Source organism: Rhodococcus sp. KB6 (genome assembly GCF_001445685.1).
GTDB lineage: Bacteria > Actinomycetota > Actinomycetes > Mycobacteriales > Mycobacteriaceae > Rhodococcus_F > Rhodococcus_F qingshengii.
Genome location: NZ_LNAK01000163.1, coordinates 228,592 through 252,919 on the forward strand (window position 1 = coordinate 228,592; position 24,328 = coordinate 252,919).

General features: G+C 63.7%; 24 protein-coding genes. 10 read left to right on the forward strand and 14 right to left on the reverse strand.

All coding sequences use genetic code 11. The features are described from left to right. Positions 1 to 5: 5 nt before the first annotated feature. Positions 6 to 1,754 (reverse strand): 2-oxoglutarate dehydrogenase, E2 component, dihydrolipoamide succinyltransferase, encoded by a 1,749-nt coding sequence (gene sucB, locus ASU23_RS32045; RefSeq protein ID WP_058039509.1) that lies wholly within the window; start codon positions 1,752 to 1,754, stop codon positions 6 to 8. Between the two features lie 364 nt (positions 1,755 to 2,118). Between sucB and ASU23_RS32050 the strand changes: the two genes are divergently transcribed. Then, complete coding sequence (locus tag ASU23_RS32050; protein ID WP_058039448.1) at positions 2,119 to 2,469, forward strand: hypothetical protein; 351 nt, start codon at positions 2,119 to 2,121, stop codon at positions 2,467 to 2,469. A gap of 55 nt (positions 2,470 to 2,524) precedes the next feature. Here ASU23_RS32050 and ASU23_RS32055 read toward each other — a convergent pair whose 3' ends face one another. Further along, a complete protein-coding gene (locus tag ASU23_RS32055) occupies positions 2,525 to 4,042 on the reverse strand; it encodes a leucyl aminopeptidase (RefSeq protein ID WP_007730044.1) in 1,518 nt (505 codons plus the stop codon). A gap of 158 nt (positions 4,043 to 4,200) precedes the next feature. On the opposite strand from ASU23_RS32055, the gene gcvT reads away from it, so the two are divergent. Together gcvT and ASU23_RS32065 are read left to right on the forward strand one after the other, a co-directional pair. Next, a complete protein-coding gene (gene gcvT / locus ASU23_RS32060; RefSeq protein WP_003941726.1) occupies positions 4,201 to 5,301 on the forward strand; it encodes a glycine cleavage system aminomethyltransferase GcvT in 1,101 nt (366 codons plus the stop codon). Positions 5,302 to 5,333: 32 nt separating this feature from the next. Then, positions 5,334 to 6,437 carry a branched-chain amino acid aminotransferase gene (locus tag ASU23_RS32065; protein ID WP_058039449.1) on the forward strand — a complete coding sequence of 368 codons (1,104 nt, stop codon included), beginning with the start codon at positions 5,334 to 5,336 and terminating at the stop codon, positions 6,435 to 6,437. Here ASU23_RS32065 and ASU23_RS32070 read toward each other — a convergent pair. From ASU23_RS32070 to ASU23_RS32095, 6 genes are all read right to left on the reverse strand, one after another. Next, the gene (locus ASU23_RS32070; RefSeq protein WP_082661511.1) at positions 6,431 to 7,252 is read right to left on the reverse strand and encodes a dienelactone hydrolase family protein; all 822 of its coding nucleotides are present in this window, start codon (positions 7,250 to 7,252) and stop codon (positions 6,431 to 6,433) included. The genes ASU23_RS32065 and ASU23_RS32070 overlap by 7 nt on opposite strands. A gap of 123 nt (positions 7,253 to 7,375) precedes the next feature. Further along, a complete protein-coding gene (locus ASU23_RS32075; protein WP_019748916.1) occupies positions 7,376 to 8,350 on the reverse strand; it encodes a GlxA family transcriptional regulator in 975 nt (324 codons plus the stop codon). Between the two features lie 9 nt (positions 8,351 to 8,359). Next, a complete protein-coding gene (locus ASU23_RS32080; RefSeq protein ID WP_080572302.1) occupies positions 8,360 to 9,127 on the reverse strand; it encodes an adenosylcobinamide-GDP ribazoletransferase in 768 nt (255 codons plus the stop codon). Positions 9,128 to 9,129: 2 nt separating this feature from the next. Next, positions 9,130 to 10,275, reverse strand: coding sequence for a nicotinate-nucleotide--dimethylbenzimidazole phosphoribosyltransferase (cobT, locus tag ASU23_RS32085; RefSeq protein ID WP_058039510.1), 1,146 nt, complete (start codon positions 10,273 to 10,275; stop codon positions 9,130 to 9,132). Between the two features lie 23 nt (positions 10,276 to 10,298). Then, complete coding sequence (cobU, locus tag ASU23_RS32090) at positions 10,299 to 10,886, reverse strand: bifunctional adenosylcobinamide kinase/adenosylcobinamide-phosphate guanylyltransferase (protein WP_054828420.1); 588 nt, start codon at positions 10,884 to 10,886, stop codon at positions 10,299 to 10,301. Between the two features lie 2 nt (positions 10,887 to 10,888). After that, on the reverse strand, positions 10,889 to 11,545 hold the full coding sequence (locus ASU23_RS32095) for a DUF3043 domain-containing protein (RefSeq protein WP_007730051.1): 657 nt from the start codon (positions 11,543 to 11,545) through the stop codon (positions 10,889 to 10,891). Positions 11,546 to 11,679: 134 nt separating this feature from the next. Between ASU23_RS32095 and ASU23_RS32100 the strand changes: the two genes are divergently transcribed. From ASU23_RS32100 to ASU23_RS32110, 3 genes are all read left to right on the forward strand, one after another. Further along, entirely contained in the window at positions 11,680 to 12,747 is a 1,068-nt protein-coding gene (locus tag ASU23_RS32100; protein ID WP_058039451.1) for a glycerate kinase, read from the forward strand. Positions 12,748 to 12,897: 150 nt separating this feature from the next. Then, positions 12,898 to 13,248, forward strand: a complete 351-nt coding sequence (locus ASU23_RS32105; protein WP_007730053.1) for an iron-sulfur cluster assembly accessory protein — start codon at positions 12,898 to 12,900, stop codon at positions 13,246 to 13,248. A gap of 196 nt (positions 13,249 to 13,444) precedes the next feature. Continuing rightward, complete coding sequence (locus ASU23_RS32110; protein WP_058039452.1) at positions 13,445 to 14,422, forward strand: carbohydrate kinase family protein; 978 nt, start codon at positions 13,445 to 13,447, stop codon at positions 14,420 to 14,422. Positions 14,423 to 14,485: 63 nt separating this feature from the next. Here the strand turns inward: ASU23_RS32110 and asnB are convergent, their stop codons facing one another. After that, a complete protein-coding gene (gene asnB, locus ASU23_RS32115) occupies positions 14,486 to 16,411 on the reverse strand; it encodes an asparagine synthase (glutamine-hydrolyzing) (protein WP_003941790.1) in 1,926 nt (641 codons plus the stop codon). A 319-nt stretch (positions 16,412 to 16,730) separates the two neighbouring features. Between asnB and ASU23_RS32120 the strand changes: the two genes are divergently transcribed. Both ASU23_RS32120 and ASU23_RS32125 read left to right on the forward strand, forming a co-directional pair. Further along, positions 16,731 to 17,795, forward strand: coding sequence for a cytochrome c oxidase subunit II (locus ASU23_RS32120; protein ID WP_007730054.1), 1,065 nt, complete (start codon positions 16,731 to 16,733; stop codon positions 17,793 to 17,795). Between the two features lie 39 nt (positions 17,796 to 17,834). Next, complete coding sequence (locus tag ASU23_RS32125) at positions 17,835 to 18,251, forward strand: cytochrome c oxidase subunit 4 (protein ID WP_003941723.1); 417 nt, start codon at positions 17,835 to 17,837, stop codon at positions 18,249 to 18,251. A gap of 109 nt (positions 18,252 to 18,360) precedes the next feature. On the opposite strand, the gene ASU23_RS32130 is transcribed toward ASU23_RS32125, so the two are convergent. Continuing rightward, a complete protein-coding gene (locus ASU23_RS32130) occupies positions 18,361 to 18,750 on the reverse strand; it encodes a DUF3224 domain-containing protein (RefSeq protein ID WP_058039453.1) in 390 nt (129 codons plus the stop codon). Positions 18,751 to 18,816: 66 nt separating this feature from the next. On the opposite strand from ASU23_RS32130, the gene ASU23_RS32135 reads away from it, so the two are divergent. Then, positions 18,817 to 19,113, forward strand: coding sequence for an antibiotic biosynthesis monooxygenase (locus tag ASU23_RS32135; protein WP_019748908.1), 297 nt, complete (start codon positions 18,817 to 18,819; stop codon positions 19,111 to 19,113). Positions 19,114 to 19,262: 149 nt separating this feature from the next. Here ASU23_RS32135 and ASU23_RS32140 read toward each other — a convergent pair whose 3' ends face one another. From ASU23_RS32140 to ASU23_RS32155, 4 genes are all read right to left on the reverse strand, one after another. Then, positions 19,263 to 20,867 carry a cytochrome bc complex cytochrome b subunit gene (locus ASU23_RS32140; protein WP_007730057.1) on the reverse strand — a complete coding sequence of 535 codons (1,605 nt, stop codon included), beginning with the start codon at positions 20,865 to 20,867 and terminating at the stop codon, positions 19,263 to 19,265. Positions 20,868 to 20,926: 59 nt separating this feature from the next. Next, the gene (locus ASU23_RS32145; RefSeq protein ID WP_007730058.1) at positions 20,927 to 22,069 is read right to left on the reverse strand and encodes a ubiquinol-cytochrome c reductase iron-sulfur subunit; all 1,143 of its coding nucleotides are present in this window, start codon (positions 22,067 to 22,069) and stop codon (positions 20,927 to 20,929) included. Further along, the gene (locus ASU23_RS32150) at positions 22,066 to 22,917 is read right to left on the reverse strand and encodes a cytochrome c (RefSeq protein WP_003941682.1); all 852 of its coding nucleotides are present in this window, start codon (positions 22,915 to 22,917) and stop codon (positions 22,066 to 22,068) included. Before ASU23_RS32150 ends, ASU23_RS32145 begins: the two co-directional genes overlap by 4 nt. Before the next feature lie 64 nt (positions 22,918 to 22,981). Then, entirely contained in the window at positions 22,982 to 23,593 is a 612-nt protein-coding gene (locus ASU23_RS32155; RefSeq protein WP_007730060.1) for a heme-copper oxidase subunit III, read from the reverse strand. A 127-nt stretch (positions 23,594 to 23,720) separates the two neighbouring features. Here ASU23_RS32155 and ASU23_RS32160 point away from each other — a divergent pair, with 127 nt between their 5' ends. Continuing rightward, complete coding sequence (locus tag ASU23_RS32160; RefSeq protein WP_058039511.1) at positions 23,721 to 24,209, forward strand: hypothetical protein; 489 nt, start codon at positions 23,721 to 23,723, stop codon at positions 24,207 to 24,209. Positions 24,210 to 24,328 lie beyond the last annotated feature (119 nt).

Here is a 24,328-nt window from a genome sequence, read left to right on the forward strand (position 1 = left end):
GTTGCTTACAGGCCCAGATCAGCTTCGAACGAGGCTTCTTCCAACCGCTGCTTCACAGTGGTGAGGAATCGGCCGGCGTCGGCGCCGTCGACCAGACGGTGATCGTAGGTCAGCGGCAAGTAGATCATCGAGCGAACGCCGATGGACTCGTTGCCGTTCTCGTCGGTGACCACCATCGGGCGCTTGACGATCGCGCCGGTTCCGAGCATGGCCGCCTGCGGCGGTACCAGGATCGGGGTGTCGAACAGCGCGCCCTGGCTGCCGATGTTGGTGATGGTGAAGGTGCCACCCGAGAGCTCGTCCGGCTTCAGGCCACCCGAGCGTGCACGCTTGGCGATGTCGGCGATGGCGCGGGCCAAGCCGGCCAGGCCGAGATCGCCGGCGTTGTGGATGACGGGGGAGAGCAAGCCCTGATCGGTGTCCACTGCGATGCCGAGGTGTTCAGCGTCGTAGTAGGTGATCTGCTTGGCAGCCTCGTCGTAGCTTGCGTTGATGTTCGGGTGCGACTTCAGCGCCTCGACGACTGCCTTGGCGAAGAACGGAAGGAACGTCAGGTTGACGCCTTCGCGCTCGATGAAGCCGGCCTTGGCACGGGCCCGCAGGGCGACGATCTTGGTGACGTCCACCTCGAAGGTCTGCGTGAGCTGAGCGGTGTTCTGCAGCGACTCACGTGTCTTGGTGGCCGTGATCTGCCGAATACGGTTGGCCTTCTGCGTGGTTCCACGCAGGTGTGCCAGTTCGGGTCGGACGCCTGCGGCTGCGGTGGCGGCCGGTGCGGCCGCGGGTGCTGCAGCAGGAGCAGCGGCGGCGGGAGCCTTCTTGGCCTCCGCAGCGGCGAGCACATCCTGCTTGCGGATGCGGCCGCCGACGCCGGTGCCGGTGACGGTCGCGAGGTCGACGCCGTTGTCCGTGGCGAGCTTGCGCACGAGCGGGGTGACGTACGGGCTGCTGTCACCGGACGCTGCGGGGGCAGCCGCCGGTGCGGGAGCCGCAGCAGGCTTCGGAGCGGGTGCGGCCGGTGCGGCGGCAGGCTTGGGTGCTTCAGCCTTGGGTGCTTCGGCCTTCGGAGCTTCGGCCTTGGGGGCAGGGGGTGCTGCCGGTGCTGCGGGAGCGGCCTTGGGTGCCGGTGCCGCGGCGGGTGCGCCGGAGCCGACGACGGCCAGCTGGCCACCGATCTCGACGGTGTCGTCTTCCTGCGCATTGATCTCGAGCAGGATTCCGGCGACGGGGGACGGGATCTCTGTGTCGACCTTGTCGGTCGAGACCTCGAGCAGCGCCTCGTCGACGGCAACCTCGTCGCCGACAGCCTTGAGCCAGCGGGTGACGGTGCCTTCGGTGACGGACTCGCCGAGGGCGGGCATCGTCACGGCGGTACCTTCAGCGGAACCGCTCGAAGCAGCGGGTGCCTCGGCAGCGGGAGCTTCTTCAGCGGGAGCTTCGGCAGCCGGCGCTTCCTCGGCGGGAGCTTCCTCGGCGGCGGGGGCGGGTGCCTCTGCCGCGGGTGCTGCGGCTTCGCCGGCTTCACCGATCTGGGCGAGCTCGCCACCGATTTCCACGGTGTCGTCTTCCTGCGCGACGATCTTGGTCAGGACGCCGGCGACGGGAGACGGAATCTCGGTGTCGACCTTGTCCGTGGAGACTTCGAGCAAGGGTTCGTCGACTTCGACCGTGTCTCCTTCCTGCTTGAGCCACCGTGTGACAGTTCCCTCGGTGACGCTCTCACCTAGGGCTGGCATCTGGACGGAGAAGGCCATGTCTTTTGACTCCTCGACAGTTGTGTTCGGGTTGTTGAATTTTGTCGACTTGTGGTCGTAATGCATTGTGCTCGAGTGGCGCGCGACGTGCGGCTACTTGTAGCTATTTTGCCGATGTCGACGCGCGAGCGCGGCGTCACCGTCGTTCATCTTTCCATTGATACGCCGGGCGTGTCCGATGAGGGGGATGCCGTCCGTTTCGGGTGTGTCGGCTACTGGCGAGTAGGTATGCGTCGGGGGTCCGGCTGTAACGTCGTAAGCGGACCAAACGGTATGTCGTGCGCAGGCACAACGGACATCGCCTGGCAAACTTGACATATCGCCGGGGTGCATCCGCGGCGTCGGTACCGAGGAGGGTACGACCGTGGGACTGTTCGATCGTTTCAAGCGTCCGCCGAGTGCGGCTCAGGCCGCAGCGCAGAGTGATGCGGATCATCTGGCGAATTGGGCGCACTCGCACGAAGGCGTCGAAGCCTATGTGGAACCGCAGACGACGGTGACCGAGGTGACCGTCGTCCTGGTTGCGAAGGACGGGGAGTGGACTCGTCGTCGTGTCGGCGGCGAACGTGGTGCCCGCAAATTGGGACAAGACCTGAAGATCCCGGTCTACGACGTCCGAAAAACGGGATATCCGCAGCGTATGCGCGATCACGACGAACGTATGCGAATCGAACGCAAGCGGGCACGAGAGCAGGAATTACGCGACGGCGCCTGAACTGCTGTGCGCCTTTATTAACCGCGGGGGGTTAATAAAGGCGCACAGCAAGGGGTCAGCCGTTGACCGCGATGTCCTCCAGGACCGAGATCATCGTGCGAACGGGAACGCCGGTACCGCCCTTGCCGGTGTAACCCCACGGCCCTGAGGTGTTGTAGGCCGGCCCCGCGACGTCGATGTGCGCCCACTGGACACCCTCGGGAACGAATTCCTTGAGGTAGTGAGCTGCGACCAGCATGCCGCCCCAGCGGTGTGGGGTGACATTGGCCATGTCGGCGACCTTGGAGTCGAGATCTCCGCGCAATTCCTCCGGCAGCGGCATGGCCCAGCCGTTCTCGCCGACGCTCTGCGAGATGGAGGCGACGCGGTCACGGAACTCGTCGGTGCCCATGACTCCGGGGGTGCGGTTGCCGAGCGCGACCATCTGCGCACCGGTCAGGGTGGCGGTGTCGATCATGTAGTCGGGATTGTCCTCACCCGCGCGAACCATCGCGTCGGCAAGAATCAAACGGCCCTCGGCGTCGGTGTTGACGACCTCGATGGTGATTCCGCCGTACTGGGTCAGCACGTCGCCGGGACGCTGGGCGGTCGCGGACGGCATGTTCTCGGCCATCGGTACGTATGCGACGACGTTGACGGGAAGGCCGAGCTTGGCGGCAAGCACGACGGTGGAGATGACGGCTGCGGCGCCGCCCATGTCCGAGGTCATGTTCTCCATACCGGCGGCGGGCTTGATGGAGATTCCGCCGGTGTCGAAGGTGATGCCCTTACCCACCAGTGCGACCTTGCGGGCACCACGCTTCTTCGACGCGTATTCGAGGCGGACGAGACGCGGCTGGCGTGACGAGCCCTTGCCGACGCCGATGATTCCGCCGTAGCCACCCTTCTCGAGTGCCTTCTCGTCGAGAACCTGGACGGTGAGCCCGGCCTCGACGCCCAGTGCCTTCGCGCGCGCGGCGAACTCGGCGGGGTAGAGGTGGCTCGGGGGAGTGTTGACGAACTCGCGTGCGGTGGCGACGGCCTCGGCGATGGCAGCCGACCGTGCCAGCGTCGCTTTGGTCTCCTTCGTGCGCGGCGACGGCACCAGAAGTTCGACGCGGGCCAGTGGCTGCGAATCGGGACCGGGAGCCGTCATGGACGACTTGAATTCGGTGAAGCTGTACGCGCCCAACGCAAATCCCTCGGCGGCTGCACCGAGGTCGAGGATCGAGAGCGTGGTTGCGACGGTGTCGATGCCGGACAACGAGCGAGCTGCGGCGCCGGCGGACTTACGGATCTGCTCGCTGCCGAGCTTGTCGGCAGAGCCGAGTCCGACGGCGAGAACGCTGGTGACCGACAGTTCGCTCGGTGCCGGGACACGAGTGAGCTGCTCGGGCTTGCCCGTGGCGCCGACGGCGATGAGGCTGTCGAGGATCTCGGCGAGTACGTCTTCGGCGACGATGCCTTCGCTGAGTGCGATTTCGGGGCCGTCCGGACCCGACGTCAGACCGACGACCAGTATCTCTGCGCGCTTGGCGACTGTGCCGGCGAGAACGAGGTCGGGTCCCAACGATCGGGCTGTGCGAGTGCTCAAGGTGTCTCCTGTGAGGTGAGTGTGCGATGCGTCCGGTTCTGGCGGATGCCTGAGTCGATGTTAGGCCCTTTGCAGTTTGCGGACGGGCGATCGTCACGGCCGGGTGAGCTCTCGCTGCGGACATGTTTCGATCGGCGAAGTCCGATAGGTTGTGGGCCATGACCGACGAACAACTGTTGCAGGGCCCGATCCACCCCGTCCACGTCGAACTCGGCGCGACGTTCGCGCCGTTCGGGGGGTGGCAGATGCCGGTTTCGTACGCCGGCGTCGTGGCCGAACACACCTCTGTGCGTGAGAATGTCGGACTCTTCGACGTCAGTCACCTCGGCAAGGCCGTCGTGCGTGGCGCGGGCGCCGCGGAATTCGTGAACTCCGCACTGACCAACGATTTGAACAAGATCGGGCCGGGTAAGGCTCAGTACACGTTGTGCTGCAACGAGTCCGGTGGTGTCATCGACGACCTCATTGCGTACTACGTCAGCGACGACGAAATCTTCCTCGTCCCGAACGCAGCCAATACCGCGGACGTCGTTGCGGCTCTGGTCGCCCTCGCACCGGACGGAATCACCGTCGAGGATCAGCATCGTGCCTACGGTGTGCTGGCTGTGCAGGGTCCGAAATCGGTGGCGGTTCTGACCGCTCTGGGACTTCCCACCGAGATCGAGTACATGGCGTACGAAGATGCGGAATGGAACGGCGTGCCTGTTCGTGTGTGCCGCAGCGGTTACACCGGTGAGGTCGGCTACGAACTCCTGCCGCGGTGGGAGGACAGCGAGCCGTTGTTCCGCGCGCTTCTCGAGGCAGTGCGCGCCGAGGGTGGGCAGGCCGCCGGACTCGGCGCCCGTGACACTCTTCGTACCGAGATGGGGTATCCGCTGCACGGGCATGAGCTTTCGCTCGAGATTTCTCCGCTCGAAGCGCGCTGCGGATGGGCGATCGGTTGGAAGAAGCCGACATTCTGGGGCAAAGAGACCTTGACCGACGAGAAGGCTGCCGGCCCGGCTCGCAAACTCTGGGGGATCAAGGCTCTCGATCGCGGCGTGCTTCGTGCCGGCCTCGGTGTTCTGCGTGACGGCGAGGCAATCGGCGAGACCACCTCGGGGACGTTTTCGCCCTCGCTCAAAGTGGGAATTGCGTTGGCGCTCCTCGATTCCGGTGCCAATGTCTCGGCCGGCGACGAGATCGAAGTCGACGTCCGTGGTCGTGCTCTTCGGTGCGTCGTGGTGTCTCCTCCGTTCGTGGAGACCAACACCAAGTAGAGAGCTTTTTCACGTTCGATAGGATTGCGCCCATGACAGGTGCCGCCGATTTCGTTCGTGTTCAGAGCTCGTCCCCGAAGTCCGACGCCGAGCGCCGTGACATTTTGGCGGCGCCCGGCTTCGGGCGGCACTTCACCGACCACATGGTCTCGATCGACTACACCGCGGGCAAGGGCTGGCACGACGCCCAGGTGTTGCCGTACGGAAACATCGAGCTCGATCCGGCCGCAATGGTTTTGCACTACGGACAGGCCATCTTCGAGGGCCTCAAGGCATACCGTCAGCCGGGTGGCGAGATCAGCTCGTTCCGCGTCGAGGTCAACGCCGAGCGTTTCGCGGCATCTGCGCGCCGTCTGGCCATGCCGGAGCTCCCGTCGCAGATGTTCATCGATTCCATCACCGAACTGATCGACGTCGATCTCGACTGGGTTCCCGCAGCCGGTGGCGAGGACGCGCTCTACCTCCGTCCGTTCATGTTCTCCACCGAAGCCGGACTCGGTGTCCGTCCCGCCGACGAGTACCGCTACCTGCTGATCGCCTCGCCTGCCGGTGCGTACTTCCCGCGCGGCGTCAAGCCGGTCAGTGTGTGGCTGTCCACCGAATACGTTCGCGCGGCCCCCGGTGGTACCGGCGCGGCCAAGTTCGCCGGCAACTACGCCGCTTCACTCCTCGCCCAGGCGCAAGCCGCCGACGAGGGTTGCGACCAGGTGGTCTGGCTCGACGCCATCGAGCGCACGTACGTCGAGGAAATGGGTGGAATGAACCTGTTCTTCGTCTTCGGCTCGGGCCCCGACGCTCGCCTCGTGACGCCGTCGCTGTCCGGTTCGTTGTTGCCAGGCATCACGCGCAACTCGTTGCTCGCCCTTGCCGCCGATTCCGGTTTCGCCGTCGAGGAGCGCAAGATCAGCACCGACGAATGGCGCACCAAGTGCAAGAGTGGTGAAATCACCGAGGTCTTCGCTTGCGGCACAGCAGCAGTCATCACCCCCGTCGGACGCGTCAAGTCCGCCGAGGGCGAGTTCACCATCGCCGACGGCGAGCCGGGTGAGGTGACGATGGCACTGCGCGACACCCTCACGGGTATCCAGCGCGGAACCTTCGCCGACACCCACGGCTGGATGACGAAACTTCACTGATCGCTGGTTCGTTCCGCGAGCAATCGCTCCCGGAAGAACTGCAGAATCTCGTCTCGTGCGACGGTGGTGGGCGATCCCGCCTCGTCGACGAGATGAGCCGTCACCACGCTGTGTGGATTGGCAATGACGTGTTCGAAGAACGGCGACGTTGTCGCGTTGGCCGCTTCGTCGGGTAGTACCTTCCCGACGAAGCGCTCGCCCAAGGCCTTCGAATAGGCGGCGAATCGTTGTGCGCGGCAGAACGAGTCACCTCGAAAGCGGTATGCAAGCACCGTGAGGTCTTCGGCCTCGAGTCTCGAGCGCACGGCTTCGAGTTCTTCGGGCCCGTTGTCGGTTTCGTCCGGTCGATCGAGCGGTAACGACGGTTGGGCGAGAACCGGCGCGATGACCGAGGGTTCGAGCATCATCGACAACGCGAAGTTACCGGTGAAGCACATTCCGATCACGCCGACGCCAGGTCCGCCGCTCTCCTCATGGGCGGAAGCGGCGAGTGAACGCAGCCAACGGACCGCCGGACTCGGTTCGTCGGCAGCGAGGGTGCGGAATTCTGCACTGACGCAGGCTCTCTTGAACACCGTCAGCCCCTCGTTCACTGTGGGGACCGCGCCGTCGCGGCCGAACAGTGACGGAACGAAGACAGTGAAACCGGCGTCGCGCACCCAGCGGGCGAATCGCGCTACATGCGGGCTGATGCCCGGCATCTCCGGCATGACGATTACTGCGGGACCGGTGCCGGCCACGTACACGGACTTCGCCACTGCGTCGATGGTGATCGTTCGACGGTCGAAGTCTTCGAGCGGATCGTCTTCGGTCATGCTCCGGTTCGGCACGGTGAGCCCTCTCAGTAGTCGAAACAATTCCTCTGCACAGTCTTTCGGCGCGGGATCGACTACAGAAGAGGGCGGTTCGCCATGTTTTCGGGCGGGCTCGCCTCGCACCTATCCGGCGCCGCCGTTGCGGAATCGCTTTCGGTAGTCGGCCGGGCTGATGCCGACGCGGTCGGTGAACAGGCGACGGAAGGTTCCAGGATCCTGATAGCCGATGTGCCCCAGGATCTTTCCGAGAGGCCAGTCGGTCGATTCCAACAACCGTTTCGCTTTTCGGATCCGTGCACGCTGCAGATAACTGCGCGGCGATTCCCCGGTCTCGTCCTTGAACTTCCGAAGCATGGTTCGGGTGCTGAGGTGAAAAGCACTCGACAGCAGATCCAAGTCGTAAGGTTCCGCCATCCGTTCGACCAGCCACCTTCCGACGTCGTCGGCAAACTGTGTGTGTTTGGCGGGCAGCATCGAGTCGAGGATGTACGGAGCTTGACTGGTTCGGTTTTCGGGCGCCAGCGTAATTCTTGCGGTCGTACGCGCAATCTTGTCGCCGAGATGCTCGCGCACGAGTGCTGTTGCGAGGTCGAGCGCGGCGGTGAACGCAGCAGTGGTGGTGACGCCGTCGTCCTGGACGATCAACGAGTCGGTTCGAACCGTCGCACCGGGGTAACGACTCGCGAGGTCCGCACCGTACAGCCACGACGTCGTACATCGGCGTCCGTCGAGCAGTCCCGCCTCCCCCAGCAGATACGCGCCGACGCAGACCGACGACACCCGAACGCCGCGCGCCTCGCACGCACGGATGAACTCGATTTCTCTGTCCCACAGCGACAAACGCGTCGCAGGGTCTTCGGACGGCACGAGTTCGAACCCCGGCACAACCAGGTGATCGATGTCGTGATGCCCCTCCTGCACGCCGAGCGAAAATCCACCTGCCGCAACGACGGGCGTGCCGGACGCTGCGATGACCGATACCTCGAAGGGGTCGGCGGGCGCTCCATCAGCGACGCGATTGGCGATCAGGAGAAGGTCGGTGAAAACGAAGATCTCGGCCGCGAGGCAACCTTCGTACGCAAGGACACCTACTCGCACGACGTCGGATCACAGTCCGAGAGTGAGGCCGACGGCCGTAAGCGTCACAGTGAGTTCGAGTGCGAATCCGAGAACGTCTCCGTTGAGTCCGCCGAATCTACGGACGCAGTGACGCACGCACAGCACACTGATCACCAGCGCCGACGCGGTCACGAGAGGGCCGAGCCACCACCGGTCGGTGGCAAAGCCGGAAGCGGCGATCAGCGGAACCGACCACACGATTGCGGCCCACAACGGTTGTGAATCGGCGACGAGCGCACCGAATCCGCTCGGGCCAGACGCGAGAATACCTCGGCGGCAGGCAAAAACGACGGCCACACGACCCGCAGCGACAGATACGAGAACGGCGATCCACTGCGTGGGGGAGTCGGCAACAGCGAGGACGCCGAAGGAGACCGATTGCAGCCCAAGGAAGATGAACAGCGCCGCGACCCCGAACGGTCCGGCACCGCCGCTGTGCATGACCTCGCGGGCGCGCTCCGGTGGACCGTAACAACCCAGTCCGTCGACGGAGTCTGCCAGTCCGTCCACGTGCATCCCGCGTGTCCCGAGAGCGAGCGCACCTACCGTCAGCAAGCCTGCGAGATAGGGATTCAGGCCGACACTGGTTGTGCCCCAGAGCAGAAACGTCGCGGCAATGCCGAGAGCGATCCCGGTGAGCGGAGCTGCCGCGATGGCGCGACGGCCGGCAGTTCGGTCGATGTCGGAGGGACCACGAACCGGAAGGACCGTCAGCCACGAGAAGGCCAGTGGCACTCCGGACAGCGGGCCCGCCACCCTCACTCCGCCGTATCGGTCTTGGTCAGGTCGATCGACTCGGGTTCGTCGGCAGGTGCCCTGCCCTGAGTGCTGACGCCGGCTTCGGAGAATGTCGCCATCTTGCCCAGGATTGCCACTGCGCCCTGAAGAATCGGGAGCGCTGTGACTGCGCCTGAACCTTCACCGAGACGCATGTCGAACTCGACGATCGGGTCGAGACCCATTCGGGTCAATGCGATGGTGTGGGCAGGTTCGGTGGAGCGGTGTCCGGCGACCCACCATTCACGTGCGCCGAAAGCCAGTTCGTCGGCAACCATGGCGGCTGCGGTGACCACAACGCCGTCGAGGATCACCGGCGTACGACGCGAAGCTGCCTGGGCCAGAAAGCCGGCCATCGCGGCGAGGTCGGCACCCGAAGACGTGCGCAGCAGCGCGACTGTGTCGCGAACGTGCGGACGGGCACGCCGGAGAGCGTCGCGAATCGCTGCGGTCTTGCGGATCCATCCGGCGTCGTCGATACCGGTACCTCGACCCACGACCGCGACGGGTTCACTGTCCGTGAGTGCGGCGATGAGTACGGTTGCGGGCGTCGTATTGCCGATGCCCATGTCGCCGGCGATGAGAAGATCTGCGCCCCCGTCGATTTCCTCGTCCGCGATCGCTCGGCCGGCGGCGATGGCCTGAAGGGTTTCCTCGTTCGACATGGCGTCTTCGCGGTCGATGGACCCGGAAGACCTGCGCACCTTGTGGTTCGAGACGGACGGATCGGTATCGCCGTCCACTGCGATGTCGACGACGCGTACCGTGGCGCCGGCAACCTCGGCGAGGACGTTGACTGCCGCGCCGCCCCCGAGGAAGTTGGCGACCATCTGTGCGGTCACTTCCGGCGGATAGGCGGAGACGCCATTGCGGGCGATTCCGTGATCACCCGCGAACACGACGACGCGAGGCCGAGCGAAAGCGTGTGGGGGACAAACTCCTTGGCAGGCTGATGCCCAGCCGGCGAGAGCCTCCAGTCGGCCCAGCGAACCGGCCGGCTTGGTCAGATCACGCTGACGCGCATCGGCCTGCGCTCGCACCTCGCGGTCGGGCGGGGTGACGGGTTCGAAGTCGGCGCTACTGACTGGCGCGACGTCAGGGTTGGCATCTGGATTCGCCCCTGAAATGGCCCCTGGATTGGCCTCGGTACTCACATCGTGCCTTCCGGTTGTGCAGCAGTATCTTTCAAGATGAGCGGTAACCCTGCAACCACTAGTACGACACGATCGCACACCGCGGCGATACGAGCGTTGAGAGTGCCGATCTCGTCGCGGAACAATCGTCCGGACCGCGTCTCGGGGATGACGGCCAAACCCACTTCGGGGCTGACCAGCACCAGGTGTCCGCGATAGTTCTCGACACTGGCGACCAGGCTGTCCGCAGCGGGAGTGACGGTGCCGCGCGGAGCGTCCCAGGCGCCTTGCCGATCGAGTTCCGTGGTCAGCCACGTTCCCAGATCGTCGACCAACGTCGCTGTGTGTGAATCGCTTTCGAGCTGCGCCGCGAGGTCGCCGGCATCTGCGGTTTCGACCGTCGACCAATGGGAAGGCCGCCTGTTGCGGTGCTGGTCGATCCGGCTCTCCCAGTCTGCGTCGGAGACATCGCGCCTTGCCGTCGCCAGGTACCGGATCGGTGCCGAACTTTCGGGTAGGTGGCCTCCACAAACCAAATCCTCGGCGTGCGCGGACTTACCAGACCGCGCGCCGCCGAGGACCAATGTTCTATACGTGTTCGTCACGCTCAGATTGCGTCGCCCGGCCCCACACGAGGCTTCGGTGCGCGCAGCTTACGGATCTGCGACGCGCGAACGAACGCGTACCAGCCGAGCTTGAATCCGCCGTCGGTGCTGTCGGGGAAGCGCTCGGCGACGCGGTTGTTGATCATGCGACCGAGCCAGATGCCTTCACCGACCATGAAGAGCATCATCACGAGCATTGCCAGTGTGACGATCTGCTGGAGCGCGGGCGTGACGAACATGGTCATGATGAGGATCAACGCGAGCGGCATGAACAGCCCGACGAGGTTGCGGCGAGCGTCGATGAAGTCACGGACGTAGGCGCGAACCGGTCCCTTGTCGCGGGGGAGCAGGTACTTGTCCTCGCCGGCGAGCATGCGGGCGCGGCGGTCTGCCGACGATGCGCGACGCTCGGCGGCTTCGGCCTTGCGGTCCTCCTTGGAGCCGCGGGTCGCCTTACGGCGGGCGCGGGCTTCCTTCGCGGTCAGCGGGGCAGGGGCAACGGGGCCACGCCTCTTCGCCTCGGCGTCACGACGCTTGGGTGTGGGGCGGCCCTTGCCCACCTGCTCGATGGGCGCCTCTTCGGAGGCCGAGGATGCCTCAGTGCCCTCGACGTCACGTTTGTCGGAGTTGTCTGAGTCACCGCGGCGTAGCAATTTCACACCTCCAGGCTATTGGATAAGTGCACGGTCTGGGAAACCGACCTCGGTCTTTCTGAAAAACCCAATCGCCCGAGGCACTGAAACGCGCGAGATCGTGAAACATCGGGGTCATTCGGGACTCTTAGACTTCGGTTATGCGGGTAATAGTTGCTCCGGATTCATTCGGCGAAACCCTGACTGCCGTCGCGGCGGCCGAATCCATTTCTGCCGGCTGGCGGCGCGGTCGACCCGGCGACGACGTCGTCATCGCGCCACAATCCGACGGTGGTCCGGGATTCGTCGACGTCTTGGCCACGGCCGGGGGCGACATCCGGACTGCCCGGGTGTCCGGGCCTTTGACCGCCGCCGTCGACGCCACGTGGCTTTTCGAGTCGGACACGGCGTACATCGAGTCCGCCGAGGCCGTCGGGCTCGGCCTGCTCGGAGGTCCGCCGACGCGGGACACCGCACTCGCCGCGCACAGTCTCGGTGTGGGAGAGCTGCTCGCTGTCGCGCTCGAGGCAGGCGTGAAGACGGTTGTCGTCGGACTCGGTGGGAGTTGCTGCACCGACGGGGGACGTGGACTGGTGGAGGCGCTGGGCGGCCTGGAGGTTGCAGCGGCGGCTACGGCAGGCACTCAGTTGGTCGCCGCCACCGACGTAGAACACGTACTTCTCGGCGAGCACGGTGCGGCAGCGGTGTTCGGCCCGCAAAAGGGTGCCGACGCCGAAGCCGTCGCTGTCCTCGAAGCGCGGAACGCGAGATGGGCCGAACAGTTGGAGTCCGCCACCGGAAAACGAGTGTCGGATTTTCCGGGTGCCGGCGCCGCGGGTGGTATCGGTGCCGCGCTCTTTGCGCTCGGTGCACAGCGGCGATCCGGGGCCGACGTCGTCGCGGATCGCACCGGACAGGCCGCGCTACTGGCTTCCGCTGACCTGGTGATCACAGGCGAAGGCAAGTTCGACCACCAATCTCTGCGCGGCAAACTCGTCACAACGCTCGCTTCGGCGGGGGCAGCGCACGGCGTTCCGACGCTCGTCTTTGCCGGCCAGGTGACGCTCGACGAGGCGGACTATGCGTCGACCTCGATAGTCGCGGCGAAGTCGGTGACGGATTTCGCCGGGTCGGTGGAACGTGCGATGGAGGAAGCGTCGGCGTGTCTCGAGGGACTCGCCGAACACACGGCACGCGAGTGGAACTTCTGGCGCGGCGTCCGGAGGTGAGGATCCACAAGCGTCGACGCGCCGTTGCCGTGTCTGGAAGACCGGATAGGATGAAGACGAATCGCACCCGGTAAAGGACTGGCGGGAATAAGTCGGCAGCGGCGTACCGTTGAAGCGTTCACGGGTTGGTACGAACATTAGGGAGAGCCCATGACTGTGCAGAACGAGACCGCCACCCACGGCGTCAAGATGACCGAGGCCGCGTCCGCCAAGGCGAAGGCACTCTTCGATCAGGAGGGTCGCGACGACCTCGCGCTGCGTATCGCAGTGCAGCCCGGCGGCTGTGCCGGACTGAAGTACCAGCTGTTCTTCGACGACCGCACGCTCGACGGTGACCTCACCGTCGACTTCAACGGCGTCAACCTGGTTGTCGACCGGATGAGCGCGCCGTACGTCGAAGGTGCGTCCATCGACTTCCTCGACACCATCGAGCAGCAGGGCTTCTCGATCGACAACCCCAATGCAACAGGCTCCTGCGCCTGCGGTGACTCGTTCAACTGAGTCTGTCGATCACAACTCAATTCACGAACAACTGACGCGGAACCGACATTCGGTTTCGCGTCAGTTGTTTGTGGTGACTCGTACGTAGACCGTTCCGATCCGACAGCTCGGGCGCCGATGACGGCGCTACGGGCGGTAACGTGAACTTTTGCTCCTCTTTCATTCTTGTACTCACTTCGCTGAAAGGCCACGATCCGTGACTATTGCGGTAACCGGTTCCATCGCCACCGACCACTTGATGCGCTTCCCCGGCCGCTTCGCCGATCAGCTCCTCGCCGATCAGCTCGCCCACGTTTCGCTGAGTTTCCTGGTCGACGATCTCGTGATTCGCCGCGGTGGTGTCGGCGGCAACATCGCTTACGCCATGGGCGTGCTCGGTGGGTCCCCGCTACTCGTCGGCGCAGTCGGTGCCGACTTCGCCGAGTACCGCACGTGGCTCGAGGACAACGGCGTCGACTGCAGCGCGGTCCGTATCTCGGACAAGGCACATACGGCGCGTTTCGTGTGCACCACCGACGAGGACATGGCGCAGATCGCGTCGTTCTACCCCGGTGCGATGAGCGAGGCTCGCGAGATCGAACTCGCGACAGTGGCCAAGACTGCGGGCGCAGTCGAGTTGGTGCTGATCGGCGCCAACGACCCCGAGGCCATGGTTCGCCATACCGACGAATGCCGTCTGCTCGGGATTCCGTTCGCAGCGGATCCGTCGCAGCAGCTTGCCCGCCTGTCCGGTGACGAGGCCAAGGCGCTCATTCACGGCGCGAAGTACTTGTTCACCAACGAGTACGAGTGGGGTCTGCTTCAGCAGAAGACTGGTCTGAGCGAGGAAGAGATCCGCGCGCAGGTCGGCATCCGTGTCACCACCCTCGGCTCCAAGGGTGTGGAAATTGTTGACGCCGAAGGTAATTGGGTGCGCGTCGACGTAGTGCCCGAGACCGGCAAGGTGGATCCGACGGGCGTTGGCGACGGCTTCCGCGCCGGGTTCCTGCTCGCACACGGCGCCGGTCTGAGCTTCGAGCGTGCTGCACAGTTGGGATCTTTGGTCGCTGTGTTGATTCTCGAGACCGTGGGAACGCAGGAGTGGGTGTTCAATCGCGACGAGGCACTCAAGCGCCTTACCGACGCATACGGCAGCGCGGCAGCGGACGAGATCGCGACGATCCTGCCGAAGTAGGGCTCCGCCCCGTGAGTGGTTGAGGAGTTCGGAGACTCCCTAACCGCTCACGGGGCCGAAGGCCTAGATATTGACCGGGTACACCGGCTCCTGGATCTGCGGCACGATGCGCTTCTCCACGAAGATTCCGTGCCAGACCATGAAGGTCAGGACGGTCCACAGGCGTCGGCTGTGGTCGGACACGCCCTCGCGGTGATCGTTGAGCATCTTCACGACGGCCTGCTTGTCGAAGATGTGGTCGGTTCCCGACTCCTCGATCTGCAGATGTGCCCAGTCGAAGAGTTCGGTGCCGCGCAGCCAATGGCGCAGGGGAACCGGGAATCCGAGCTTCGCACGGTGCAGAACATGGTGCGGCACAATGCCTTCCAGGGCCTGGCGCAGTGCGTACTTGGTCGTGTCCTTCGTGATCTTCTGATCGAGCGGTACGCGTGACGCGACGTCGAAGACCTCGGGATCGAGGAACGGCACACGCAGTTCCAGCGAGTTGGCCATCGTCATCTTGTCTGCCTTGACGAGGATGTCGCCGCGCAGCCAGGTGAACAGGTCGAGATGCTGCATCCGCGCAACCGGATCCCAGTCCCGTGACTGCGCGTAGATCGGCGCGGTGACGTCCTGGTGCGTCCACTCCGGACGGAAATCGCGCAGGACGGCGCGGAGCTGAGCGTCGTTGAAGCTACGAGCATTTCCGTAGTAGCGCTCCTCGAGGGTCAACGAACCGCGATTGAGCAGGCTCTTGCCGCGAGTGCCGTCCGGGATGCGTTCGGACAACTTGCCCGCGGCCCGACGCAGCCCCTTGGGGAGGTACTCGAAAGGCTTGAGCGACAACGGCTCACGGTAGATCGTGTAGCCGCCGAACAACTCGTCGGCACCCTCGCCGGACAGCACGACCTTGACGTGCTTGCGCGCTTCCTTCGCGATGAACCACAGCGGAATCAATGCCGGATCGGCTACCGGGTCGTCGAGGTACCAGACGATCTCGGGAATGGCAGCGGCGAACTCGGCGGGGGAGACCACCTTGACGACGTGCTTCGCGCCGATCGCTGCGGCAGATTCTGCAGCGACGTCGACCTCGGAATAGCCCTCACGTTCGAAACCGGTCGTGAAGGTGATCAGGTTGGGGTTGTGGCGCATCGCCAGCGCCGCGATCGCCGTGGAGTCGATACCACCGGACAAGAACGAACCGACGGTGACGTCGGCGCGCATGTGCTTGGCGACCGAATCCTCGAGTGCCTCGGCGATTTCCTGGTAGCGCGCCTTCTCGGTGCCAGGTGCAAAAGGCTTGGCCGGGAACTTCGGCGTGAAATACCGCGTGAACGTGGGCTCCTCGCCCGGACGCACCCGAGCGAAGCTGCCCGACTCCAGGCGTCGGATCTGCTTGTGCAGTGTTTCCGGCTCCGGTACGTACTGCAGAACGGTGTAGTGCTCGATGGCACGCGGATCCAGCTCGGTACCGATGCCGATCAGATCGGTGAGTTCGAGCAGGCTCTTCTTCTCGCTGCCGAACGCGGTGCCGCCGGCGCCGGTCGCGATGAACAGCGGCTTGATCCCGAACGGATCGCGCGCGATGAACAGCTCGCGTGTGTCGGTGTCCCAGATCGCGAACGCGAACATTCCGCGCAGGCGCCGGACCGCGTCCTCACCCCAGTAGTGGAATGCAGCGACGATGGCCTCGGAGTCGCCCTCGGTGAAGAACTTGGCGTCGTGGTCCTTGACCAGTTCGGCGCGGATCTCCAAGTAGTTGTAGATCTCGCCGTTGAACGTGAGCGCATAACGCTCCGGGTTCTCCGGTGGGCCCCAACGCAGCGGCTGGTGGGAATGAGCGATGTCGATGATCGCCAGGCGGTTGAACCCGAAGACGAGGTGATCGTCGTTCCACGTCCCGTGTTCGTCCGGCCCGCGGTGACGAAGGCAATGCATCGCCTGGTCGACCCGCGAGACGGCGTCCTCGCTGGTTCCGCCAGATGTCAGTAGCCCGAGCAGTCCACACACAGCGTCCGGTTCCTCGATTCAGAATTTTTGTACAGAAGGCTCCCGGACACGAGTGTCGGGGAGAGGTCAACGAACTCTTGACGAAAGTATGCCGCAGATCGACGTCCCTGCCGATCGCGGCGGAACGAATCGACGTGATGTGCGTCGCCGAAACGACCTGAGCCGTTCCTGAGCAGCACCTGAGAGAGCTGTGTGACGTCCGCCGCGACACGGGCGAGGACCCGAGGATGGATAGCGCCCGGCTTTGGTCTACGCTGCGTAGTAATTGGGCCTTCCCTCCGGGCATGCCCTAGTTGAATTTTGTGGCGATCAGGAAGGCGTGAACGTGGCGCAAGGTCGGATCCTTCGGCGAGCGGGGCTGGCAGTATCTCTGGGCATTGCTGCCTTGCTGCTGTCGGGTTGCTCCATCGACAACGAAGTGCTTCGTTTCGGGTGGCCTTCGGGCATCACCCCGGAGGCGACGCGCATGCGTGAGCTGTGGACGTGGTCGGTTGTAGCCGCCCTCGTCATGGGTGTGCTGGTGTGGGGGTTGGTCTTCTGGGCCGTCATCTTCCACCGTAAGAAGAAGGACTCGCCGGAATTCCCGCGTCAGACGGCATACAACGTGCCGCTCGAACTCGGTTACACGGCAGTTCCCTTCGTCATCATCGCGGTTCTCTTCTACTTCACCGTCATCGTTCAGAACCATGTTCTGGACAAGACGGACAACCCTGACGTCGTTGTAGACGTCACGGCCTTCCAGTGGAACTGGAAGTTCGGCTACCGCTCCATCGAGTTCGGTGACGGTTCCGCCAAGTACAACGGAATCGACGTCGAGGCCGAAGAGGCTGCCAAGACCGAGGGCTCCACTGTCAACGATCACGGCGAAGAAGTCCCCGGCCCGATCCACGGCAACAGCACCGAGGACCTGAGCTACCTGCACTACGACAAGATCGAGACCGTCGGTTCCAGCCAGGAGATCCCGATCCTCGTTCTGCCCACCGGCAAGCGGATCCAGTTCGAACTTGCTTCCTCGGACGTCATCCACGCTTTCTGGGTGCCTGAGTTCCTGTTCAAGCGCGACGTTCTCCCGAACCCCAAGGAGAACCACTCGGACAACATCTTCCAGATCAGTGAGATCGAGAAGGAAGGCGCGTTCGTCGGGCGTTGTGCAGAAATGTGTGGCACGTTCCACGCGATGATGAACTTCGAGGTTCGTGCGGTTTCGCCCGAGGACTTCGCCAAGTACATCGAACTGCGCAAGGGTGACGCGGAGGGCAAGGGTGGTCTGACGACCGCTGAGGCTCTGCAGGCAATCGGTCAGTCGCCGGTGGCTACGTCGACCACGCCGTTCAACACCGACCGCGAGTACCGTCAGGCAACCGTCGCCACTGCAGGCAACTGAGCCGGCCAGCCTCTTCACTGAACAAGGACAAGTGCTGATATGAAGATCGAAGCCAAGCTCTTCGAGATCCTGACGATGTTCTTCATTCTCGTCGCGATCATCTACGGAGTGTTCACCGCTCTGTCACGCACAGGTATCGAGTGGGCCGGACTGACGGCCATCGTCCTGTCTGCAGGTCTGACGCTCATCGTGGGTACCTACTTCCGCTTCGTCGCCCGTCGTCTGGACACCCGTCCCGAGGACTACGACGACGCTGAAATCTCGGATGGTGCAGGAGAACTGGGCTTCTTCAGCCCGGGTAGCTTCTGGCCGATCCTGCTTGCCGCTGCTGCTGCACTCGCGGCAGTGTCGCTGGCGTACTTCCAGCCGTGGCTCATCGCAGTCGCAGTTGTCTGTGTGCTCGCCGCAGCCGCAGGCCTGGTGTTCGAGTACTACACCGGACCCGAGAAGCACTAGTTTCACCCGCACTCGAACAGAGGCGCCGCACCCACCCGGGTACGGCGCCTCTGTTGTCGTTTATGTGAGTTTCGGTGGTAGGAGGGTGCCTGTCAACAACCGCTCTCTGTCAATCGTGGAGCGAGTATTCGAGGTCGTAGCGGTGCAGACCGTCGACGACCTCCAGCTCGAGAGTGCCTGCGATGCCCTTCAACTCGCCGGTTCCGGACCCCGGCACGATCTCGTACAGAAGCTTCTGCGTTCCGTCGATCATCTGACCGAACTGCTGCAGGGCGAACGATCCCACAGCTTCGTCGACCTGCCCCGTGACAAACTCCAAAGCGACATAGCCCGCTGCACCGGCTGTCGGATCGCCCGCGGACAGCATCAGGCCGGACGACGTGCCCTCGACGCCGCCGATGAACGTCTTGTCGAACTCGAAGCGTCCGACGCGTCCGGAGAGCTCAGGATCGGCGGGGCGAAGATCGATCTCGAAGGTGCCGCGTGAATGGGATGTCATGGTCCGAGTATCTCACCAGGCGACAACGCCTCGAGGGGACTCCCGAGAACGTGCAACACTCGGTAGATGATTCTCGAACATGCCGTCCTGCAGGTCGATCCGTCGCAGTCAGCGCGTTTCGAGGCCGCATTCGACGTGGCCCGAACCATCATCTCCGAGGTTCCCGGATTCATCAGGCTGCGGCTCTCGCACTGCCTGGAATCACCGGAGCGATATCTCCTGCTGGTCGAGTGGGAAGACGTGGAGTCACACACCATCGGGTTCCGTAAGTCGCCAGGATACGAGAAGTGGCGAGAACTTCTCCATCACTTCTACGAGCCGTTCCCGACGGTGGAGCACTATTCGACTGTGCTCGAGGTCTAGCAAAGCGTAGTGCCTGCTGTTGTCGGCGCTCAGACGACGAACCGGGGGAGTGGTGCCCACTTGGAGGTTGTCCATACTGAATCGCTCAGAGAACGAGTGAGGCCCCGAACCGGAATCCGGTTCGGGGCCTCACTGGTCAACTGACGTTCTTAGTGGAGTTCTCCACTGGAACCATCGGACTTGCCGTTGGTTCGGTTCTGGTAGTCCAGAAGGATCTGAAGCTGCTCGTGCTCAGCTTCGTGATGAGCGGCTTCGAGAGCCTCGCTCTCCTCGACAGGGTCGGCGGTGATCAGGCTACCGCTACCGGGCTTGCCGGCGAGGCCGAGCTTGTTCATCTTCTTCGGGACAGCAGCACCCTGGTACTCGAGCGGGATCGGGTGTCCGTGCTCGTCGACGGGGCCGAGCGGCTGGTGGATCTCGATGTACTGGCCGTTCGGCATCCGCTTGATGATGCCGGTCTCGATGCCGTGTTCGAGGACTGCACGGTCACTGCGCTGCAGGCCGATGCAGAACCGGTACGTCACGAAGTACGCGATGGGCGGAAGGATGACCATGCCGATACGGCCGATCCACGTCATTGCGTTCAGCGAGATGTGCAGGTGGTACGCGATGATGTCGTTGATGCAGGAGATCGTGAGCACCAGGTAGAACGCGATGGACATCGCACCGATAGCGGTACGGACCGGCACGTCGCGCGGGCGCTGCAGGATGTTGTGGTGAGCGTCGTCTCCGGTGAGACGCTTCTCGATCCACGGGTACGCGATCAACAGTGCGAAGACGAGGCCCATGATCAGGGCGACGGCGAACACTGCAGGGATCGTGTACCGGTTGAACAGGTAGATCTCCCACGCCGGCCACAGTCGAGCAAGGCCGTCCGTCCACATCATGTAGATATCGGGCTGGGAACCTGCCGAGACCTGTGACGGGTTGTACGGACCGATGTTCCACACGGGGTTGATCTGGAACAGACCACCGAGCAGTGCGAGCACGCCGAAGGTCATGGCGAAGAACGCGCCACCCTTCATCGCGAAGACCGGGAGGATGCGGACGCCGACGACGTTCTGTTCCGTACGGCCGGGGCCGGGGAACTGCGTGTGCTTCTGGTACCAGACCAACGCGAGGTGGCCGGCGATCAGAGCCAGGATGATGCCCGGGAACAGCAGCACGTGAGCGACGTAGAGACGCGGGATGATGAGGTCGCCGGGGAAGTCGCCGTCGAAGATCAGCCAGTGCATCCAGGTACCGACGATCGGGATACTCATCGTGATACCACCGAAGGCGGCGCGGAGGCCGGTGCCCGAGAGCAGGTCGTCGGGGATGGTGTAACCGAAGAAGCCTTCGAACATCGCCAGGATGAGCAGCAGGCAGCCGATGACCCAGTTCGCTTCACGCGGGCGACGGAAGGCGCCGGTGAAGAAGATGCGAGCGAGGTGAACGATGATCGACGCCGCGAACATCAGTGCAGCCCAGTGGTGAATCTGGCGAACGAAGAGACCGCCGCGCACCTCGAAGGAGATGTTCAGGGTCGTCTCGTAGGCGCGAGACATCGTGACACCACGAAGCGGCTGGTATGCGCCCTGGTAGACGACGTGTGCCATCGACGGATCGAAGAACAGCGTCAGGAACACACCGGAGATCAGCAGGATCACGAAGCTGTAGAGCGCGATCTCGCCGAGCATGAAGGACCAGTGCGTCGGGAAGACCTTGTTGATCTGCCGGCGCATGCCTGCGGCGAGGTGGTAGCGGGAGTCCATAGCCTCCGCTTGTCCAGCCGCTGCCGCGCTGATCTTGGACGGTTTGGTTGTTGTTGTGGTCACGGTCGACGCTCCCAAAATGCCGGGCCGAGTGCTTCGATGAAGTCACCGTCGGCGACCAGGAAGCCCTCTTCGTTCACTGTAATAGGCAACTGCGGAAGTGCGCGAGCAGCGGGACCGAAGATCGGCTTGCCGTAGGTCAGTGCGTCGAACTGCGACTGGTGGCAGGGGCACAGAATACGGTTGCTCTGCTGTTCGTAGAGCGAGGTGGGGCAACCCAGGTGGGTGCAGATCTTCGAGTAGGCGAAGTAATCGCCGTAGTTGAAGCTTTCCTGGCCCTTACGCTTGGTGACACGCGCGGTGTCTTCCGTGCGGAGGCGGATGAGCATCACCGAGTTACGAATGCCGCGCAGTGCTGCGAGCAGAGCGTGCTCGTCGCCACGGTCGGACTCGCGGAACGGGAAGACCGTTTCCATCGAACCGGCATCGAGATCTTCCGGGCGAACGAGGACGATGTCCTCGGGACGGCCGGTGTCACGACGCAGGTAGATGGTCTCGCCCGGGTAGTTCGGGGTCCAGCCGGACACCCACAGAGGTGAGTCGTCGCCCTTGGCCCACGGGTTCTTGATGAGTCCGCCGAGGGGCATGACCATCATGACGCCGAGTGCGCCGCCGCCGAACATCAAGCTGCGCTTGATGGCCTTGCGGCGGGGGAGGGTGGACGTCTCGAGGGTGTCGCCGAGCTCGGCGACGATCGTGCGACGATCGACCTCGGTGGAACCACCGTCGTGGCGGTCCTGGATCGAGACCTCTTCGGGGATGAACTTCTTCGTGAACTGAACGGCACCGATGCCGACGCCGAGGATCGCCAGACCCATGGTCAAGCCGATCAGCGGGGTGTACAGGCTGTACTTGCCGTAGTTCTCGTCACCGGCGCCTGCGTACTCCCAGGGCCAGAACAGGTAGATCGCGATGAACGCGATCGCCGAAACGCCGGCGAGGCCGAACCAGAAGGCGACGTTGCGCTCGGCGCGCTTTTCCGCCCTGGTGCCCTTTACCGACCAACGATCACGGCGGTAGACGACATCGACGCCATCGAGATTGGTACCCAGCTTGACCAGGTCGTCGCGTGACATCGCGTCGAGCTCTTCATCTGTGTACTTCTTAGGCGTATCGCCGCCATGCTGGCCAGCGTCGCTCATGACCTTGCTCCGATCCACAATGCTGCACCGACGACAGCGATGATTCCGACGGCCCACATGGCGAGACCCTCAGAGGCCGGACCGAGGCCACCGAGCCCGTACCCACCGGGGTCCTTCGACTCGCCCGACGACTTGACGTAGGCGATGATGTCCTTCTTCTCCTCGATCGTCAGCTGACGATCCGAGAACTTCGGCATGTTCTGGGGACCGGTAACCATGGCAGCGTAGATCTGCTGCTCGCTGGCCGGATCCAGGACCGGGGCGTACTTGCCCGAGGACAGTGCGCCACCGCGGCCGGTGAAGTTATGGCACGACGCGCAGTTGAGCCGGAAGAGCTCACTGCCGCGTCCGACGTCGCCACCGCGCAGCGAGGACTGGGCGATTTCGCCGTTCTCGTCGCGGATGAGCGTCGGGCCGCCGCCGTTGGCCTGGATGAAAGCGCCGAGGGCGTCGGTCTGCGCAGCATCGAACTTGGGGTCCTTGCGTGCAGCCTGGGCCTCGTTGCGAGCTGCCGGCATACGACCAGAGGAGACCTGGAAGTACACGGCTGCTTCGCCGACGCCGATGAGGCTGGGACCGCGGTCCTGCACGCCCTGCAAGTTCGCGCCGTGGCACGTGATGCATGACGTGTCGTACAGCTGCTTGCCTTCACGAATCAGGGCTGCTGAATCGTCACTGGCGGTCGCAACCTGCGGAGCTGGTGTCAACGCCGAAGCGAGGAAACCTGCGCTGATCAATCCCATCATCAATACGAGCGCGCCAGTGACGCGCCGGCGGATTTTCCGCTGGCGACGCGACTTCGCGGCATTCGCTGAGTTATCGGATGCGGGAGGGGGGGATGAACTCATCTGTATCCCTTTGGTATGTCGGGACGGAACTGGACGTCAGGGGCTGCCTGGGGCGTACAGCTGATTAACGGATGAAATAAATCGTGGCAAACAGCGCGATCCACACGATGTCGACAAAGTGCCAGTAGTACGAAACAACGATCGCGGCGGTGGCCTGGGCGGGCGTGAACTTGCTGACCCGGGTACGTGCGATCAAGAAGACGAAGGCGATGAGACCGCCGATGACGTGCAGACCGTGGAAGCCGGTGGTCATGTAGAACACCGAGCCGTACACGCTGCTCGAAATCGTGGTGCCCTCGTGCACGAGGTGGTAGTACTCGTAACCCTGGCCGGCGACGAAGAACGCCCCCATGACCAAGGTGATGGTGTACCAGCGACGAAGTCCGAAGACGTCGCCACGCTCAGCCGCGAAGACACCCATCTGGCAGGTGAACGAAGATGCGATAAGCACCAAGGTCACCGGCACGGCCAGATAAAGGTTCAATTCGGTTGGCTCCGGCGGCCAATTTCCGTTCGCCTGAGCTCGTGCCACGAAGTACATGGCAAAGAGCCCTGCGAAGAACATGAGCTCACTTGACAACCACACGATGGTGCCAACGCTGACCATATTCGGCCGGTTCAGCGAGTGCACGCGTTGGGTGATTGCCGATCCTGAAGTCCCTACTGCGCTCGTCACAGACAGAAGTATGACGCTTCGTCGTAAGAGACGACCACTCGGGTCCACCATCGGCGCGTCGCTCGGCTCGAGTTCGCGGGATCGGGCGGCGAACGCGCTGGTGGCGTGGTCGGAATATGCTGGCGCGATGGCAGCTACACACAAGAGTAGACCGTGGTTCCTGAGAATTTTCGGCACGAAGATTCCGACACCGCTCGATGCAGGGCGGTCGGATCTGGTCGTCGTTGCCGAAGGCTTCGACGACGCCGAGGCGAGCTCGACGGCTCTCGAACGTGCCGCCTCCACCGAGCCGGAGTTCAGGGCGGAGTCCGAAGTGGTTCTGCGGCATCATCTCGACCTCCCGGAGGGCTCGGTAGCCGATGCCGAGAACATCGTCGCCCAGGACGGATATGTGCGAGGCTCGAGTCGGCCCGAGGACGTGACTCCGACGGTCGAGAATTCGGTTCGCGTCGTCTTCGAGCGTGTCCAGGTGCTTGACGCACTGCATTGCTCCCAGGAGCGGTCACGAATGGCCGGTCTGGCGCAGCGACTCGGTGGTTCGGTCGCCGGGTGGGACGCGCTCCAGCCCCCGATACTTGCGGAGGCGCCGCCCAAACGCGGTCGCAGAAAGTCCTGAGCGGCCCTATTCGGTTTCCTCGTTACCTCACTGACTAGGCTGCGAGGGTCAGAGGCAGCACGTAATGACAGCACAAAAAGACAGCACGAAACGACAGCACGAAACGACAGCAAAAAATT